This is a genomic window from Paraburkholderia sp. BCC1884, from assembly GCF_900996225.1.
Lineage (GTDB): Bacteria > Pseudomonadota > Gammaproteobacteria > Burkholderiales > Burkholderiaceae > Paraburkholderia.
In genome coordinates, this window is the sequence record NZ_CAAJGL010000101.1 from 257,880 (window position 1) to 272,361 (window position 14,482).

Sequence of the window (14,482 nt, forward strand, 5' to 3'; positions counted from 1 at the left end):
GCGGATCGACAATTGATGGCAAGAATCGAGATCAGTGTGGTGGTCCCTTCGTACGGCTGTATTGGCTGTCTCGAGGAGTTATGTGCCAGGCTTGACAAAGTCTTGCGAGAAATCGTGTCGTCACACGAAATTGTCATCGTGGATGATCGTAGTCCTGATAATTCATGGCCACTGGTCCAATCACTGTCGCAACGCTATCCTGAGGTGCGAGGGGTTCGGCTAAGCCGAAATTTCGGACAGCAATTGGCGATTACCGCGGGCCTGCAGGCCGCATGCGGTGACAGCGTGGTCGTAATGGACTGTGATTTGCAGGACCCGCCTGAGCGGATCCCTGACCTGCTTGCCGAGTACAAGAAGGGGTACGACATGGTGCTGGCGCGTCGCATCGAGCGATCTCACTCGGCATTCCGGCGCGCTGCCGCGAGCGCTTACTTTGGATTAGTCAGCCGGATGACCGGGACGGCGATCGACGGAAGCTACGGAACCTTCAGCATCCTGTCGCGAAAGGTCGTAAATGAGTTTCTTCGATTTAGCGAGCGCGATCGACACTACCTCTTCATTCTGAAATGGCTGGGCTTCAATTCTGGTTCTATCGAGTATGTCCATGATGAGCGCCATTCAGGCGTTAGTTCGTATAGCCTGGGTCGTCTGCTGAAGCACGCGTTTTCCGGCGTGCTGTTTCACAACGCTGTGCTGTTGAACTGGATCATGTACACCGGGCTGCTTCTAACGTGCACCAGCTTCCTGACGGGCGGGTTCCTGATTTACCGGCATTTGACGTCGACTTCCTTGCCGGGCTGGACTAGTCTCGCCGTCACGATCCTGCTTTCTACGGGCGTCATTTTGGCCAGTGTTGGAACGGTCGGCCTGTACATCTCCCGTCTTTTCGAAATGGCTAAGGGGCGTCCTATCTACGTTGTCGACACCGAATGTGGGTGCGAGGCAACAATGTCAAAGGTCACTCGTTCGTGAGCGTTCAAGTGGGTACTTCCCAACTCGGCCATACGATCCTGAAAGTGCTCACTGGATTAGCTCTCCTGTGTGCCACGGCGGCTATCCTGAACAACGTGCTGTCCTATCGCATGGTTTTACAAGAGCGGGAGAAAGCGGCCGATGGCGTGGCTGCTTCGTTGGCAGCCCTTGGTGAGCGCAACGGAAATGCCGACGCGATCTTAAGACGAAATTTCTACGCGGTGCTGGAAATGCTTGGAAAAGATCCATCACTGCACCACGGCGATACGGGTGTGTTTGTTGCCGACTCCGCGTTTTTCGACGGCGCCTATATCGACAAGTCACCCGACGCAGTGCTCGAGCGTTGTGCAGTTCAGCCTTTCACCATTCCGGCATTAACCGGAATGCCGTTGATTGCAGCGCTACGTGATCGTCACAACAACTGCAAGTACGATTCTTACGCCTACCAATATTTGCCGGCACACGAGGCGATCGCCCCAGCGGGGTCGGCACAGCCCTGCACTCTGGCACGCCTACGCGGCCTGCGCAAGGTTGTCGTAATTCATCGCGTGGACACGACTTTCACTGCGGCGAGGCTAAATTGTGAGAATGGTTGAGCGTCTTGCGTCTAAGTTTCCCGCAGCGAGTGCAAAACCGGACCGTATTTTGCTCGACGGCTATGTGGCGTGTTTGAGCGCGACAATTGTGTTCGCGGTCGCGCTCCTCAGTTGCTACTCCAATGCGCAAACGCGAATAGACGCGACGCAGTCCCTTCTCAATGCCATATACGTAACATCTGCGACCGTCCTGGTCGGTATCGCGGTCATGTTCGAGCTTGCAGAAAGTCTCCAGAATAAGATGGTGGCCGCGCTTTCGCTGTCGATCGTAGTGGGGCTGGCGGCGCTCGCTCCTACTATGGCAATCTTGGGATTGCATCCGTTGCTTGCAAAGGCGGCAATTTTGCTGGTTAGCTTCCACGTGATTCGTTTGCTTGCCCGGGAGGGCCGTTGGCGGCGCGCCATCGCCCCGGCTCTAAGTGGCGCAGTGATGGGGTATTGGACGTTTCTCCTCGGGTTTGTGGACGGCTACAAGACTCCCTGGATCGCCGAAGCAACCATGTCCGGCCATGCACACGTCGACCTCCTATTTCACTCTGCGATAGTCAACATGCTGCGCTCGTACGGCATAGGGTCAATCGGCGTTGATGGCGCTAGCCCATTTCCCTACTATTTCGGCAGTCATCGGATCGTCGAATTGTTGTCGCGGGTTCTCAATGTTCCGGCTCTTGCGTTCTACTCCGTCGTTTTTCCGTTGTTACTAGGCCCGGTATTTTTGGCGGTGTTTTTTTTCTACGGTGTATCGTTCCAGACGTTCATCCGGAATCGGGAATTGTCTGTTCCCATCAGTTTTGGTACGCGAAATAACCTGTTCTGGCTCCTGTTCGCTATTGTCTTTATCGGCGTATTTCCCGCCGAATTCCGGCGCTTCCTAGGATTGTTCGACAACGTATTCCACAGCGAATCGTTTGGAATCGGGATGGTTTTTGCCTACCCACCAGGTGTGTTTTTCTTTGAGTACATCGGGCGTCGACGGGCGGCGTCGTTGAATGTAGTGTGGCCCATCGTAGGCGGCTTGTATCTCGCTGGGCTATGTATGGTGAAACTTAGTGTCGCGTGCGTCGTGGCCGGCGCGTCGGCTTACCTGCTTCTGCGCCTCAAAATATCCTGGCGGAATCGCGTCTTGGGGTTTTTGGCCGCCGGAGTACCACTGTGCTATGGCGTATCGGTTACCCGCGGCAGCCCATCGGGAGATTCCGGGCCGACGATTTCGGAAATGATCAAGCCGTTGGCGTTCCTGCGCGATACTGTTGAACCCAGATTCTGGTTGCTGTCGTTCGTAGCATTCTTTGGCCCGTTTATCATGTTCGTCTTGCTGCGCGTATTATTTCGGCGGAACTCCTTTGCCAATACGTTGATGACGGACGTGAAGGCTCGTGAACTCCTTGATGTTGAAGTGCTGACGGCGCTGCTGATCGGCTCCGTAATACCCGGCATGGTGCTATCCATTCCTCAAGGAGCGACGAATTTTTTCTCGGAAGTCTCTTATTGGTTCGTGCTGCCCATGCTTGCGGTTACGCTCTCTGAGCTTCTCCAGCGTTACGGTATTGTCGATATCTCGCGCGGTGCACCGGTGGCGCGCGCGGAACTCCCGAATGGCTAGCGCCACCCTTTTAAAAATTTCTGGCTCGGTGTGTCGAGTGCCGGTTGCTTAATAGTCAAGGCATTGGAAATGCGCATTTTTTTTGCGGTCCTTCCCACAGTGTTGCTGGTGGCGTACAGCCAGATCGTCGTGAAGTGGCGTGTCGGTATCCTGGCCACAACCATCGACCTCCAGCGCACGGGAGTGACACGCTACATCGCTTATCTTCTCGATCCGTTCGTGCTCTCGGCTTATGTCGCCGGTCTGTTGGGATCCTTTGTCTGGCTCTTTACCGTCTCGAAGCTGCCGTTAGCACTGGCGTTTCCCGTGTATCAAGGTCTGACTTTCTTTCTCGTCGTGATAGCGAGCGCGATGATTTTCAATGAACCGATGACATCGGCGAAGGTGATTGGCATCGCCATGATTCTGGGTGGTGTGATCGTGGGGACGCGGGGATGATCGCGATTGTTCGCTCGGTTGGTGTTGAAATCAATGATATGACCGGTGCTATCCGCGATGTTGTCGGGCGAGAGGCGCCCGATCTGTTGGATCTGTTTGACGAGTATGTGGGAGAGATGCGTTTCGGGCGTGCCTTGATCGATAAAAACATTGCCTCGCTACGGCGTGGCGCGGCCATACTTGAGGTAGGTGCGGGATCACTACTGCTGAGTTGTCGATTGCAGCAGGAAGGTTTCAATGTAACGGCACTCGAACCGATTGGCAGTGGCTTTTCCCATTTTTCCAGGCTCCAGGCGATCGTGCTGCGCCATGCCAGGCATGAAGGCTTTGCACCTAGCTTGTTGAGCAGTACAGGCGAAGCACTCTCGATTTGCAACGCCTTCGATTTCGCATTTTCGATCAACGTTATGGAGCATGTTGCCGATGTTTCGACGGTGTTGCAGCGTGTATTCGACTCGCTCAAGCTGGGCAGTACGTATCGGTTTGTGTGCCCCAATTACGCGTTTCCGTACGAGCCGCACTTCAATATTCCGACTGTGATTAGTAAGTCACTGACGCAAAAATTGCTGTGGCGATGGATAGAGCACTCGAACAATGTTGTCGATCCGATAGGTACGTGGGCCTCTCTCAACTGGATCAGTGTACGCAGCGTGACGCGAGTTTGCCGTAAAAAACTGTCCACTACGCCACACTTCGATCGCTCGATTTTCGATGCTTTCCTGAATCGCGCGATGTCCGATCCAGGTTTCCAGAGCAGACGTGGTACCGTTTTGGTGGCGCTGATAGCGTTGCTCTGGCGAACGGGATTTCTGTCGCTGACAAGATTGATCCCGGCTACCGCACTTCCGATAATGGATTGTTCTATCGTTCGCGTGTAGGAGTCTGGTTGCGTGGACCTGTAGTGTCAGGTGACGCATTTGCATTTGGAGTAATTGGGCAGGTTTTTTTGAATTTTTTCCGGGCAAGATCGCGAAATTGATCGCCAGAGGCGGGAATAATTGGGGAGCCAGACCGGGCTGCGTGAAGCAGTATTGTTTGCAATTTGATGATGTGGATTGACGAGCGCGTCCTGACGCACTTTACGCACCAGAACCGTGGCGCACGACTGACGTATCCGAGGCAAGGCCTGAATATGCATACGCTCCATTCGCAAGTTCCCCTGACAGTCAGCGAGGCCGATATGCCTTCGAAAGCAAAGGATAGCGCGCTCAACAGTCGCGCATCGGGGGTCAATATTCCGTTTAATCGCCCGTACATGACGGGACGAGAGTTGCACTACATGGCACAGGCGCACGCTGCTGGCCATTTGGCTGGCGATGGGGTGTTTACAGGGCGCTGCCATCAATGGTTGACTCAACGAACCAAAGCTGCGAAGGCCTTACTCACCCATTCGTGTACCGCGGCTCTCGAAATGGCTGCGCTGCTGTTGGACATCGCGCCGGGCGACGAGGTCATCATGCCGTCTTACACCTTTGTCTCGACGGCCAATGCGTTTGTTCTTCGTGGTGCCGTGCCCGTCTTTGTGGATGTTCGTCCGGATACGCTTAATCTGGACGAGACGTTAGTCGAAGACGCGATAACGAATCGAACCAAGGCAATCGTCCCGGTCCATTACGCCGGTGTCGGTTGCGAAATGGATACGCTTATGGCCATCGCTGAGCGGCATGGTTTGTACGTCGTCGAAGATGCCGCACAGGGCGTGATGGCGAAGTATAAGAATCGTGAGCTCGGCAGCATTGGACAATTAGGCACGTACAGTTTCCACGAGACCAAAAACGTGATCTGCGGAGAGGGTGGGGCGCTTATCGTCAATGATGCGAAATTTGCGATGTCGGCGGAAATTATCAGGGAGAAAGGCACCGACCGCAGTCGTTTCTATCGAGGCGAGGTAGACAAGTACACATGGCAATCGAGCGGTAGTTCATTTTTGCCGAGTGAGCTCTCCGCGAGTTTTCTCTGGGCGCAATTGCTGGAAGCGGATTGGCTGACATCGGAGCGTCTGGCTTTATGGAATCGTTACAACGCGTTACTCGCGCCCCTTGAACGCAAGGGCTTGCTCCGGCGTCCAGTCATTCCGTTGGAGTGTGAGCACAACGCGCATATGTACCAGATCCTTCTCACTCCTGATATCGACCGGCAACTGGTGCTGCAGAGACTAAAGGACGCGGGCGTCGGCGCGGTATTCCACTACGTTCCATTGCACTCGTCACCGGCCGGCCGTTCGTTTGGACGCGCTCACGGCGACCTGGATGTGACATTAGACATTTCGTCGCGTCTGATTCGCCTCCCGCTGTGGATCGGGTTAAGCGACATTGAGCAGCGGTATGTTGTGTCTGCGCTGGAAACGGCGTTGACGACCGACGTTTGAGCGGCATCGGCATAAGTGAGCATCGAGAACATGGCCCAAAAAACCAGTGGCATTCGCAGCGTGCTGTCGAACCCCGGAATCTACGATTTTTTCCAGACTTTGATGGGCGGTCGAAATGGCCGTTCTGATTTTGCGCAGCACTTCGTCAGAGCTCATGAAGGCGATAACGTATTAGATATCGGGTGTGGCACGGCTGAATTGCTGGCCTACCTACCGCGGGTAAACTACTGGGGCTTCGATATTAGCGAGCGGTATATCGATGCGGCACGTGAGCACTATGGCGCACACGGTAACTTTGTGTGCAAGCTAGTGGATTTTTCCGATCTGGCTCGGCTTCCAAAATTTGATCTCGTGATCGCCTCTGGAGTTATCCATCACCTGGACGATGATGCCGCGGTAAACCTTTTCGAACTGGCGAAAACGGCGCTTAGTCCAAGGGGCAGATTTGTCTCTATCGATCCCGTCCTTTGCAAAAAGCAAAACCCCATCGCACGTTTGCTCGTGAGCTATGACCGGGGACAAAATGTGTGCGATGGCTCTGGATACGAGCGACTCGCGAGGAAGGCTTTTAAGACGGTGTCCGGGACTGAGCGCCATCAAAAATGGATACCGTATTCACACTGGATTATGGAGTGTCAGTGACGTTGTTCGATGAGCCTGTTTTCGACTGTCGGCACTCGGCTGAGGTGCCCGATTTTGCCGAGTCGTTGTCGTGAAGCGCATCATCTTCGCGGCTGTATTTGGAGTCTTTGTCGACTCGCTCGTTATTCGCGCTGGCGCGACGATGAGTGCGCGACTCCTGCTCGCTCCTTTCCTGGGCGCGTTAAGCCTTACGGCCTGCGGTGAATGGATACTAGCGCGGATGCGCGTGACGTTACTGGTAACGTGGTTGCCGGCCGCCTTTGTGACCGGCACCATGGTCACGTCAATCGCCATATTCGGACTGACGTTAATCGGTACGCCATCGGCGCAATCGGCTTTCATTATCTGGACCATGGTAGTGGCTCTGGCGTGGATAGTCTGGCGCCCGCCGTCAATGCCGCAATCTGGAAGCTGGCTTGATGTCGGCACCATGATTGGATTCGCGGCGTTGTGCGCTTACTTTTGCCGCAGCGTTGCTGGGTTCTTGCCCACTGCGCCGTCGGGTGGGGCGTTGTTGGGCTGGTCGGATCTTTATCTTCACGGCACCGTTATCGCCTCGTTTGGTGACGCTTTGGCGCTTACCCGCGGAGACATTTTTTTAGCAGACGCCGCTCGTCCTTTTTATCATTATGGGCCGTTCATGCTACCGGCCGCGTTGCTGCCATCAACAGGGCTTCCCGGGGTGGGTCTGGCGACATCTGTCCTGCTGCCATTTGGATTGCTTATCGCAGCCTTGGGGGCGCACGTGTTTGTGGCGGAGCTCGCTGGGGAGGGTGCAGCCCTAGTTGCCGTACTGGCTGTTGCTATTTTTCCTGACGCGTCAGTTTATGGCATGTACAACGGGTTCTTCGGATTCCATTGGTTGCTCATTACGGCGCCCGGTTCCGGATATGCGCTCGGCGGCGGATTGGTGGCTTGCACCTGCCTCATGTACAGCTTGCGGACCGGTGATCGGCTACCTCTAATCGCAGCGTTCTTTCTGCTCGCGCTGCTTTTTCTGACCCGCGTTCACTTTTTCATGCTGCTCGCCCCTGCAATGATTGGCGTAGCGATACTGACCAATACGAAAGGCGGTGCGCGCCGGCGCGTATTGTGGGGTGGCGTTTTTATCATAGCGGTCGCGTCGGCGGCAGTAGCCATTTCGCCTGCCATTCGAACCGCGTGGACTAATCTCGTTGAGCCGGCGGTCGCTATTGACACGATGTTGGCAAGCGGTCCTGAACATTTTCGGCAGTTGTTCAGGGTGCTGATAACGCAGTGTTATGCATTTGCTTTACTGGCCGGAATCAGCATGATGCTGGCTGCTGCGCTTGGCATTTTCTTGGTCGGCTATCCGATGGTCGCTGCGTGGCGGTGCCGATCCGAACATCGTGAAGCAATTGACCTACTGCCTCTTTTGCTGTGCGGCAGTTTCGCGGCGCTTTGGTTGATCGCACCGGTGCCTGCAGCGAGCGATGCTTCTGAGTACAAGCAGCGGCATTTCATTTTGCTCTACGCAGTGGTTGCGCTTTGGGTCCTTGCGAGATTGCTTCAGGCTCGCGGGGATATCAAATTGAACACTCAGAGCGCACGTTTCGTTGGCTGGTGTGCTTTCATGGGGGTCATCGCAGCCACGATGGTTTTCGGTAAAGACGCTAACCCGGGCGCGCCGGCAGCGAAATATATGGATTGGGCTAGTCAGTTCTATGGTCAGAAAATAATACCTGGGATAGCGCAGGTTGCCGCCTATATACGTAGCAACTCGAGGCCGGGTGATACTTTGGTAATGGCTGGCGAGCCGATCAAGGATCCGCTGACAGGTCCTCTCGTTGAATTGGTTAGTCTGTCCGACGTGCCCGCCTATCTGAGTCGTACTGATCTGCTGTTACAGAAGGGCGGCACGTCTGCCACTCTGGCCAATCTGCGCTCAGCGCAAATCAATCAGATTGTCCAGAGCGCGGACTGGACGTTGGCATGCAATGCAATGCGGCGAAGCGGCATTCGCTGGTACGTAGGAAGCGACAACGTGCTACCTGCGTGGAGCCTCGGAAGAGCGCACGCCGTCTTTCGAAGCGGTGAATTTTCTGTGTATGACGCCGGTGGACCGCATGTCACTGCGCGCTGTGACACGGCTTCTAACTAGCGTGCTCCCTGATTCGCATAGCACGGCCTTCATCGACATCGAAGGCGTACGCGTAGTTAACGCCGGGGAATACTAGAGCTCCGAGTACGATCGTAGCCGTGCGTACGGGCCGGGCCGATGGGGGTGTTTTCCCGAGGTTAGGCTGCGGCCGCTACAATTTGCAAGCAAGTGCCCGCGAAAAGGCTGCGGCCAAATCTGCATCGAAGTGTGCTAATGACCTGTCAATCTCCGCGTTAAGTCATTGTTTTGGAAGTGATTTAAAAGGTGAGGCAAGGCTCCTTACGCTTTTCGAAAGGTTGAGTGGGGCGAGACGCTGCTTTGAATCTTTCCCTTCCCGCCCCGATCCCTTCTTGAATTTGTCACCACCCATCCATATAATTAGCACTCGCTGCACGAGAGTGCTAACAACATCGCCGGTTGGCTTCGCCAGCCGGGTTTTCTCAGCGTTCTTCAGTCTCAATCAAGAGAGGAGTATGTATGAACCTTCGTCCTTTGCATGATCGCGTGATCGTCAAACGTCTGGATCAAGAAACCAAGACTGCGTCGGGCATCGTGATCCCCGAAGCCGCAGCGGAAAAGCCGGATCAAGGCGAAATCCTCGCAGTCGGCCCGGGCAAGCGTGACGACAAGGGCGCACAGATCGCGCTCGACGTGAAGGTTGGCGACCGCGTCCTGTTCGGCAAGTACGCAGGCCAGACCGTCAAGGTCGACGGCAACGAACTGCTCGTGATGCGTGAAGAAGACATCATGGCCGTGGTGCAGAAGTAAGCGCTGAGTCGCTACTTTTCCCGGTCATATCCCAAGAATTCAAGGAGTTAGAAGATGGCAGCTAAAGACGTCGTATTCGGTGATTCCGCCCGTGCCAAGATGGTTGAAGGCGTGAACATCCTCGCGAACGCTGTGAAGGTCACGCTCGGTCCGAAGGGCCGCAACGTGGTCCTGGAACGCAGCTTCGGCGGCCCGACGGTCACCAAGGATGGTGTCTCGGTCGCAAAAGAGATCGAACTGAAAGACAAGCTCCAGAACATGGGCGCGCAAATGGTCAAGGAAGTCGCTTCCAAGACCAGCGACAACGCAGGTGACGGCACCACGACCGCAACGGTTCTGGCTCAGTCGATCGTCCGCGAAGGCATGAAGTACGTTGCATCGGGCATGAACCCGATGGACCTGAAGCGCGGTATCGACAAGGCTGTGTTCGCAGCGATCGAAGAACTGCGCAAGATCAGCAAGCCGTGCACGACCAACAAGGAAATCGCGCAAGTTGGCTCGATTTCGGCAAACAGCGACTCGTCGATCGGCGATCGTATCGCTGAAGCAATGGACAAGGTCGGCAAGGAAGGCGTCATCACCGTCGAAGACGGCAAGTCGCTGCAAGACGAGCTCGACGTCGTCGAAGGTATGCAATTCGACCGCGGTTACCTGTCGCCGTACTTCATCAACAACCCGGACAAGCAAGTTGCTGTGCTCGAGAACCCGTTCGTGCTGCTGCACGACAAGAAGGTTTCGAACATTCGTGACCTCCTCCCGGTACTGGAACAAGTCGCCAAGGCTGGCCGTCCGCTGCTGATCATCGCAGAAGACGTCGAAGGCGAAGCACTGGCAACGCTGGTGGTGAACAACATCCGCGGCATCCTGAAGACTGTTGCCGTCAAGGCTCCGGGCTTCGGCGACCGTCGTAAGGCCATGCTGGAAGACATCGCGATCCTGACCGGCGGTCAAGTCATCGCTGAAGAAACCGGCCTGACGCTCGAAAAGGCAACGCTGGCTGAACTGGGTCAAGCGAAGCGTATCGAAGTGGGCAAGGAAAACACGACGATCATCGACGGCGCTGGCGAAGCTGCAACCATCGAAGCGCGTGTGAAGCAGGTTCGCACGCAAATCGAAGAAGCTACGTCGGACTACGACCGTGAAAAGCTGCAAGAACGCGTTGCCAAGCTGGCAGGCGGCGTTGCAGTGATCAAGGTTGGCGCTGCGACCGAAATCGAAATGAAGGAAAAGAAGGCACGTGTCGAAGACGCACTGCACGCAACGCGCGCAGCTGTGGAAGAAGGCATCGTCGCTGGTGGCGGTGTTGCGCTGATCCGCGCTCGCACGGCAATCGCTGGCCTGAAGGGCGCTAACGCCGATCAGGACGCAGGTATCAAGATCGTGCTGCGCGCGATGGAAGAGCCGCTGCGCCAGATCGTCACGAACGGTGGCGAAGAAGCCAGCGTCGTGGTGGCAGCAGTTGCAGCAGGCACGGGCAACTACGGCTACAACGCAGCAACCGGCGAGTACGTCGACCTGGTCGACGCTGGTGTTGTCGACCCGACGAAGGTGACGCGCACGGCGCTGCAAAACGCAGCTTCGGTTGCGGGTCTCCTGCTGACGACCGACGCAGCTGTTTGCGAACTGCCGAAGGAAGATGCACCGATGGGCGGCGGTATGCCCGGCGGCATGGGCGGTATGGGCATGGACATGTAATTCCGCTTGGGCCTCGTTACGAGGCTCAGTGGGAAACACATGGGGAAGCGCGCCGCGAGGTGTGCTTCCCAAAAGAAAAAACCCGCAGAAATGCGGGTTTTTTTATGGGCGCCGCGCGTCGATCGCGGCGCTAACGGCGTTCAATGCCGCGCTTCCCCCGGCGCAGCATCTTTGCCGGCGGCCGGCGGCGTTTCGTCGTCGCTGCTGCGCGCCCAGAAAAAACGATCGGGCAGATACGCGCCCATGCCGGGGCGAAACGCGGCGCGCACGGCCTGATACAGATACTCCTGCGCCTCGCGCACGGCCTCGGCAGGGTCCTGGCCGTTGGCCAGCAACGCGGCAATCGCGGCGCCCAGGGTATCCGTCAATCCCATGATCCGGTGACTGCCGCGATCCCACATGTCCTGGCGTAATTGGCCGTCTTCGCTGAAAAGCGTGTTGACGTGGCGGTGCGTCCCCGTTTCCGTCGACATAATGTATTCGCAGCCCTGCGAGAGCAGATGCGAGATCGCTGCGTCGAGGCTCGGCGCTTCGGCGTCGCCGTCCGGCTGGGCAAGCGCGAGCAGCGTGGTGGCGTCGGCGACCAGCAGCGTGGTCTGCGGCGCCAGCAGGTCGGCGATCGCCTCGCGCAGTTCGTCGGCGGCGAGCACGTGTTCGTCGTCGAGCGTGAAGTCGGGGGCGAGAATCAGGGGGATGTCGTCGTAGTCCGCCACCACTTCGGCGATCGCGCTGACGACCTCAGCGCGAGTGCACGCGCCGACTTTGAACGCCGCGATTGGCATGTCTTCGAGCAGCATGCGCGCCTGGGTCGCCACCACTTCCGGGTCGAGCCCGGTCACCTCGTCACAGCTCGCCGAATCGCGCACGGTGTAGCCGGTGAGGACGGAGACGCCGTGACAGCCCATGCTGGCAAGGGTCATCAGGTCGGCCTGCAGGCCGGAGCCGCCGGTGGGATCGGAGAGGCCGAAGGTGAGGACAATCGGAGGCGTGTCGCTGGGCATGAAAATTGGCTAAAAGGAGCTGAATTTAGGCGCAGAGAGTGCGCAATCGGCTCAATTATGCGGCCTAAACCGTCGCGAGGGCGTTTTTTCGCATCCTTGGCTGCATCGCGGCGACGACGTGCTCGCCTGCGCGCGGCACGGTGTCGCGATGACTGTGTCGGCGCACGCTGGGCATTGCGTCACAGGGCACCGTACGCGAGCCTTCCTCCTTTCTGATTGCTAGGCATTGGGGCGGCAACACGGTACCATCATGGCTCCCGTTTCCACGGATTCTACGACGCGACACAAGAATGGAATATCAAAGCTGGATGTGCCTGATTTGCGGCTGGATTTACGACGAAGAAGCCGGTTTGCCGGACGAAGGCATTGCGCCGGGCACCCGCTGGGAAGACGTTCCCATTAACTGGACCTGCCCGGAATGCGGCGCGCGCAAGGAAGACTTCGAGATGGTCCAGATCTGATTCCAGGTGACAGCCGGCCTTGGCCGGTCGCATCAGGAGTCGGGGGTTGGCGGCGCGCGGGCGGCGCAGTGTTTCGGCGCCGGCTCATGCCGTATCGCACCCATCTGGCTCTTCTGGAATGCTGTCTCAACGCTTCGGCGCGGAACGTCCACGCTCGTACCGTGTCGCAGCGATAGTCTGTCATTGTTCTGTCGCCGGTTCGCGCGTTAGCCAGTCGGTCTGCGTGCGGTGCGAAGCGACGGCCCGTCAGCTTCGTGTCTCCTGCCCATGACTCTTCGATCCGCTGCACCCGTTTCCTTCGACGCCTTGCCAAATCCACGCGGCGGCGCGGTTCGTCCCGCGGAACTTGCGCTGGCCGAGGCGTCGCTGGCGTTCGAGCAGCACGAGGATTGCACCGCGGCCTTGCTGCGCGCGTCTCACGCGTTGCGCGGAGCCGGCTGGCTGAGCGCGCAACGCCTGGCCGACGCGCTCGTGCGCGTTTCGCCGCTCGCCTCGGACGATCCCGCCGACGCGCAACACGTACGACCGCTGATCGGCGCGTCCCTGCGCGATTTCCGCGCGGCGCTCGAGCGTCACAATCTGCGCGAACTGTCCTGCTCGCCCACGCTGTTCAATCACTACCGGGCACTCTGCACGCATCTGTCGGAGCACACGCCCGGCACGACCGTCGCCTTCGAAGATCTCGCGTTGACCGCACGCCCGGTGCCGCCGGTAACGTTGCACGCGCAATCGGCCGACCAGCTCGCGCATTTACGGGCCCGCTACGAGCGTGCGCTGCTGCCCGTGTTGCGCTCGCAAGCCGCGACCGGCAGCGCGGTCGCGCTGGCCGTCACCAACGCGGCGCTCGACGAACTCGACGCGGTGTTCGGCGAACTCGCGGGCCCCGATCCGTACGACTTCTGGCGCCTCGCCCGAGCCTGCGGCAAGGCGCTGCGGGTCAGCGGCCGCGCCACCGGCGAGACCGATGCGCGACGCTTCTATGCACGCTGCAATCTGGCGCTGGCCGATCACGCGCGCGGCATCGAGCTTGCGCCGCGCTCGCTGGTGCGCGCGACCTTGGCGCTGCTGTGGCGCGACTACGCGCTATTCGGTGCAGCCGCGGAAGACGCAGACCAGGTCGAAGTCCTGCACGATTACGGCTTGACCGTCGACTGGCATGTCGCCGGCACCCAGGCATCCGAAATGTTGTGGGAGAAGAGCGCGACGCAAGTGCAGTCCTTCACCGCCATGCACAGTTCATTGACGCGGGAATTGGGCGCGCTGACGGTCAACGCCAATGCCTACGAAGATTTTCTGCAGACCGCGGATACGTCGATCTCCGCGCTGACCGACCACGCCCGCGCAGCCGACCAGCCGGAGAAAGCCGACCCAAGCGAAGCGCTGCAGGCCGGCGACGCCGCCTATCGGCTCGGCTCGGCTGCCTGCGCATTGGGCCTCGGCCAGGTGGCGCTGCTGGCCGATGCACTCGGGCTCGCGTGGCGGCGGCGCGCACATGCCGCGGTCTCGACGCCGGCGGTTCGCGCGCACGTGGTCGTTGGTGCACCGGCGGCGAGCACGCTGGAACAGGCCGCCGAGGCATTGCGCGCGGCGCTGCACAAAGTCGCCGCGGGTGTCGCGCCGGCGGGCGGCAATGCCGCATTGACCGCGTTGCGGCGCGCCATCGAACAGGGTGGCGCGTAATTCGCCTACGGCGCTTACCGCCGCAGATCCGCAGCGATCACCCACGGCGGCGTGCGCTGGACGATATGGTCTGCCACGCCACCCGCTGGCACGGCGGATGCGTGCCCCAAAGTGCCGCCAACCTGCGTCATGGCGA

13 protein-coding genes are annotated in these 14,482 nt (G+C 58.2%); 12 read left to right on the top strand and 1 reads right to left on the bottom strand.

Annotation, left to right across the window (positions count from 1 at the left end; all coding sequences use genetic code 11):
- Positions 1-15 precede the first annotated feature (15 nt).
- The 10 genes from FQ705_RS23575 (at position 16) to groL (ending at position 11,204) form a co-directional block, all read left to right on the top strand.
- Positions 16-972 (top strand): glycosyltransferase family 2 protein, encoded by a 957-nt coding sequence (locus tag FQ705_RS23575; RefSeq protein ID WP_144144808.1) that lies wholly within the window; start codon positions 16-18, stop codon positions 970-972.
- Positions 973-980: 8 nt separating this feature from the next.
- On the top strand, positions 981-1,568 hold the full coding sequence (locus tag FQ705_RS23580; RefSeq protein ID WP_186307977.1) for a hypothetical protein: 588 nt from the start codon (positions 981-983) through the stop codon (positions 1,566-1,568).
- Entirely contained in the window at positions 1,561-3,171 is a 1,611-nt protein-coding gene (locus tag FQ705_RS23585) for a hypothetical protein (protein WP_144144812.1), read from the top strand. Before FQ705_RS23580 ends, FQ705_RS23585 begins: the two co-directional genes overlap by 8 nt.
- Positions 3,172-3,240: 69 nt before the next feature.
- The gene (locus FQ705_RS23590) at positions 3,241-3,609 is read left to right on the top strand and encodes a hypothetical protein (protein ID WP_144144814.1); all 369 of its coding nucleotides are present in this window, start codon (positions 3,241-3,243) and stop codon (positions 3,607-3,609) included.
- Entirely contained in the window at positions 3,606-4,487 is an 882-nt protein-coding gene (locus FQ705_RS23595) for a class I SAM-dependent methyltransferase (protein ID WP_144144815.1), read from the top strand. The genes FQ705_RS23590 and FQ705_RS23595 overlap by 4 nt, the downstream gene beginning before the upstream one ends.
- A gap of 302 nt (positions 4,488-4,789) precedes the next feature.
- Positions 4,790-5,977 (top strand): dTDP-4-amino-4,6-dideoxygalactose transaminase, encoded by a 1,188-nt coding sequence (rffA, locus tag FQ705_RS23600; RefSeq protein ID WP_144145780.1) that lies wholly within the window; start codon positions 4,790-4,792, stop codon positions 5,975-5,977.
- Between the two features lie 30 nt (positions 5,978-6,007).
- Positions 6,008-6,619: a class I SAM-dependent methyltransferase gene (locus tag FQ705_RS23605; RefSeq protein ID WP_144144817.1), complete on the top strand. Its 612-nt coding sequence runs from the start codon at positions 6,008-6,010 to the stop codon at positions 6,617-6,619.
- Positions 6,620-6,689: 70 nt separating this feature from the next.
- Positions 6,690-8,741 carry a hypothetical protein gene (locus FQ705_RS23610; RefSeq protein ID WP_144144819.1) on the top strand — a complete coding sequence of 684 codons (2,052 nt, stop codon included), beginning with the start codon at positions 6,690-6,692 and terminating at the stop codon, positions 8,739-8,741.
- 477 nt (positions 8,742-9,218) lie between these two features.
- The gene (gene groES, locus FQ705_RS23615) at positions 9,219-9,509 is read left to right on the top strand and encodes a co-chaperone GroES (protein ID WP_007178996.1); all 291 of its coding nucleotides are present in this window, start codon (positions 9,219-9,221) and stop codon (positions 9,507-9,509) included.
- Positions 9,510-9,563: 54 nt separating this feature from the next.
- Positions 9,564-11,204, top strand: coding sequence for a chaperonin GroEL (groL, locus tag FQ705_RS23620; protein ID WP_144144821.1), 1,641 nt, complete (start codon positions 9,564-9,566; stop codon positions 11,202-11,204).
- A 140-nt stretch (positions 11,205-11,344) separates the two neighbouring features.
- On the opposite strand, the gene FQ705_RS23625 is transcribed toward groL, so the two are convergent.
- Entirely contained in the window at positions 11,345-12,205 is an 861-nt protein-coding gene (locus FQ705_RS23625) for a hydroxymethylpyrimidine/phosphomethylpyrimidine kinase (RefSeq protein ID WP_144144823.1), read from the bottom strand.
- A 290-nt stretch (positions 12,206-12,495) separates the two neighbouring features.
- Here FQ705_RS23625 and FQ705_RS23630 point away from each other — a divergent pair, with 290 nt between their 5' ends.
- Positions 12,496-12,666, top strand: coding sequence for a rubredoxin (locus FQ705_RS23630; protein WP_006047743.1), 171 nt, complete (start codon positions 12,496-12,498; stop codon positions 12,664-12,666).
- 267 nt (positions 12,667-12,933) lie between these two features.
- Complete coding sequence (locus tag FQ705_RS23635; RefSeq protein ID WP_144144825.1) at positions 12,934-14,346, top strand: hypothetical protein; 1,413 nt, start codon at positions 12,934-12,936, stop codon at positions 14,344-14,346.
- Positions 14,347-14,482 lie beyond the last annotated feature (136 nt).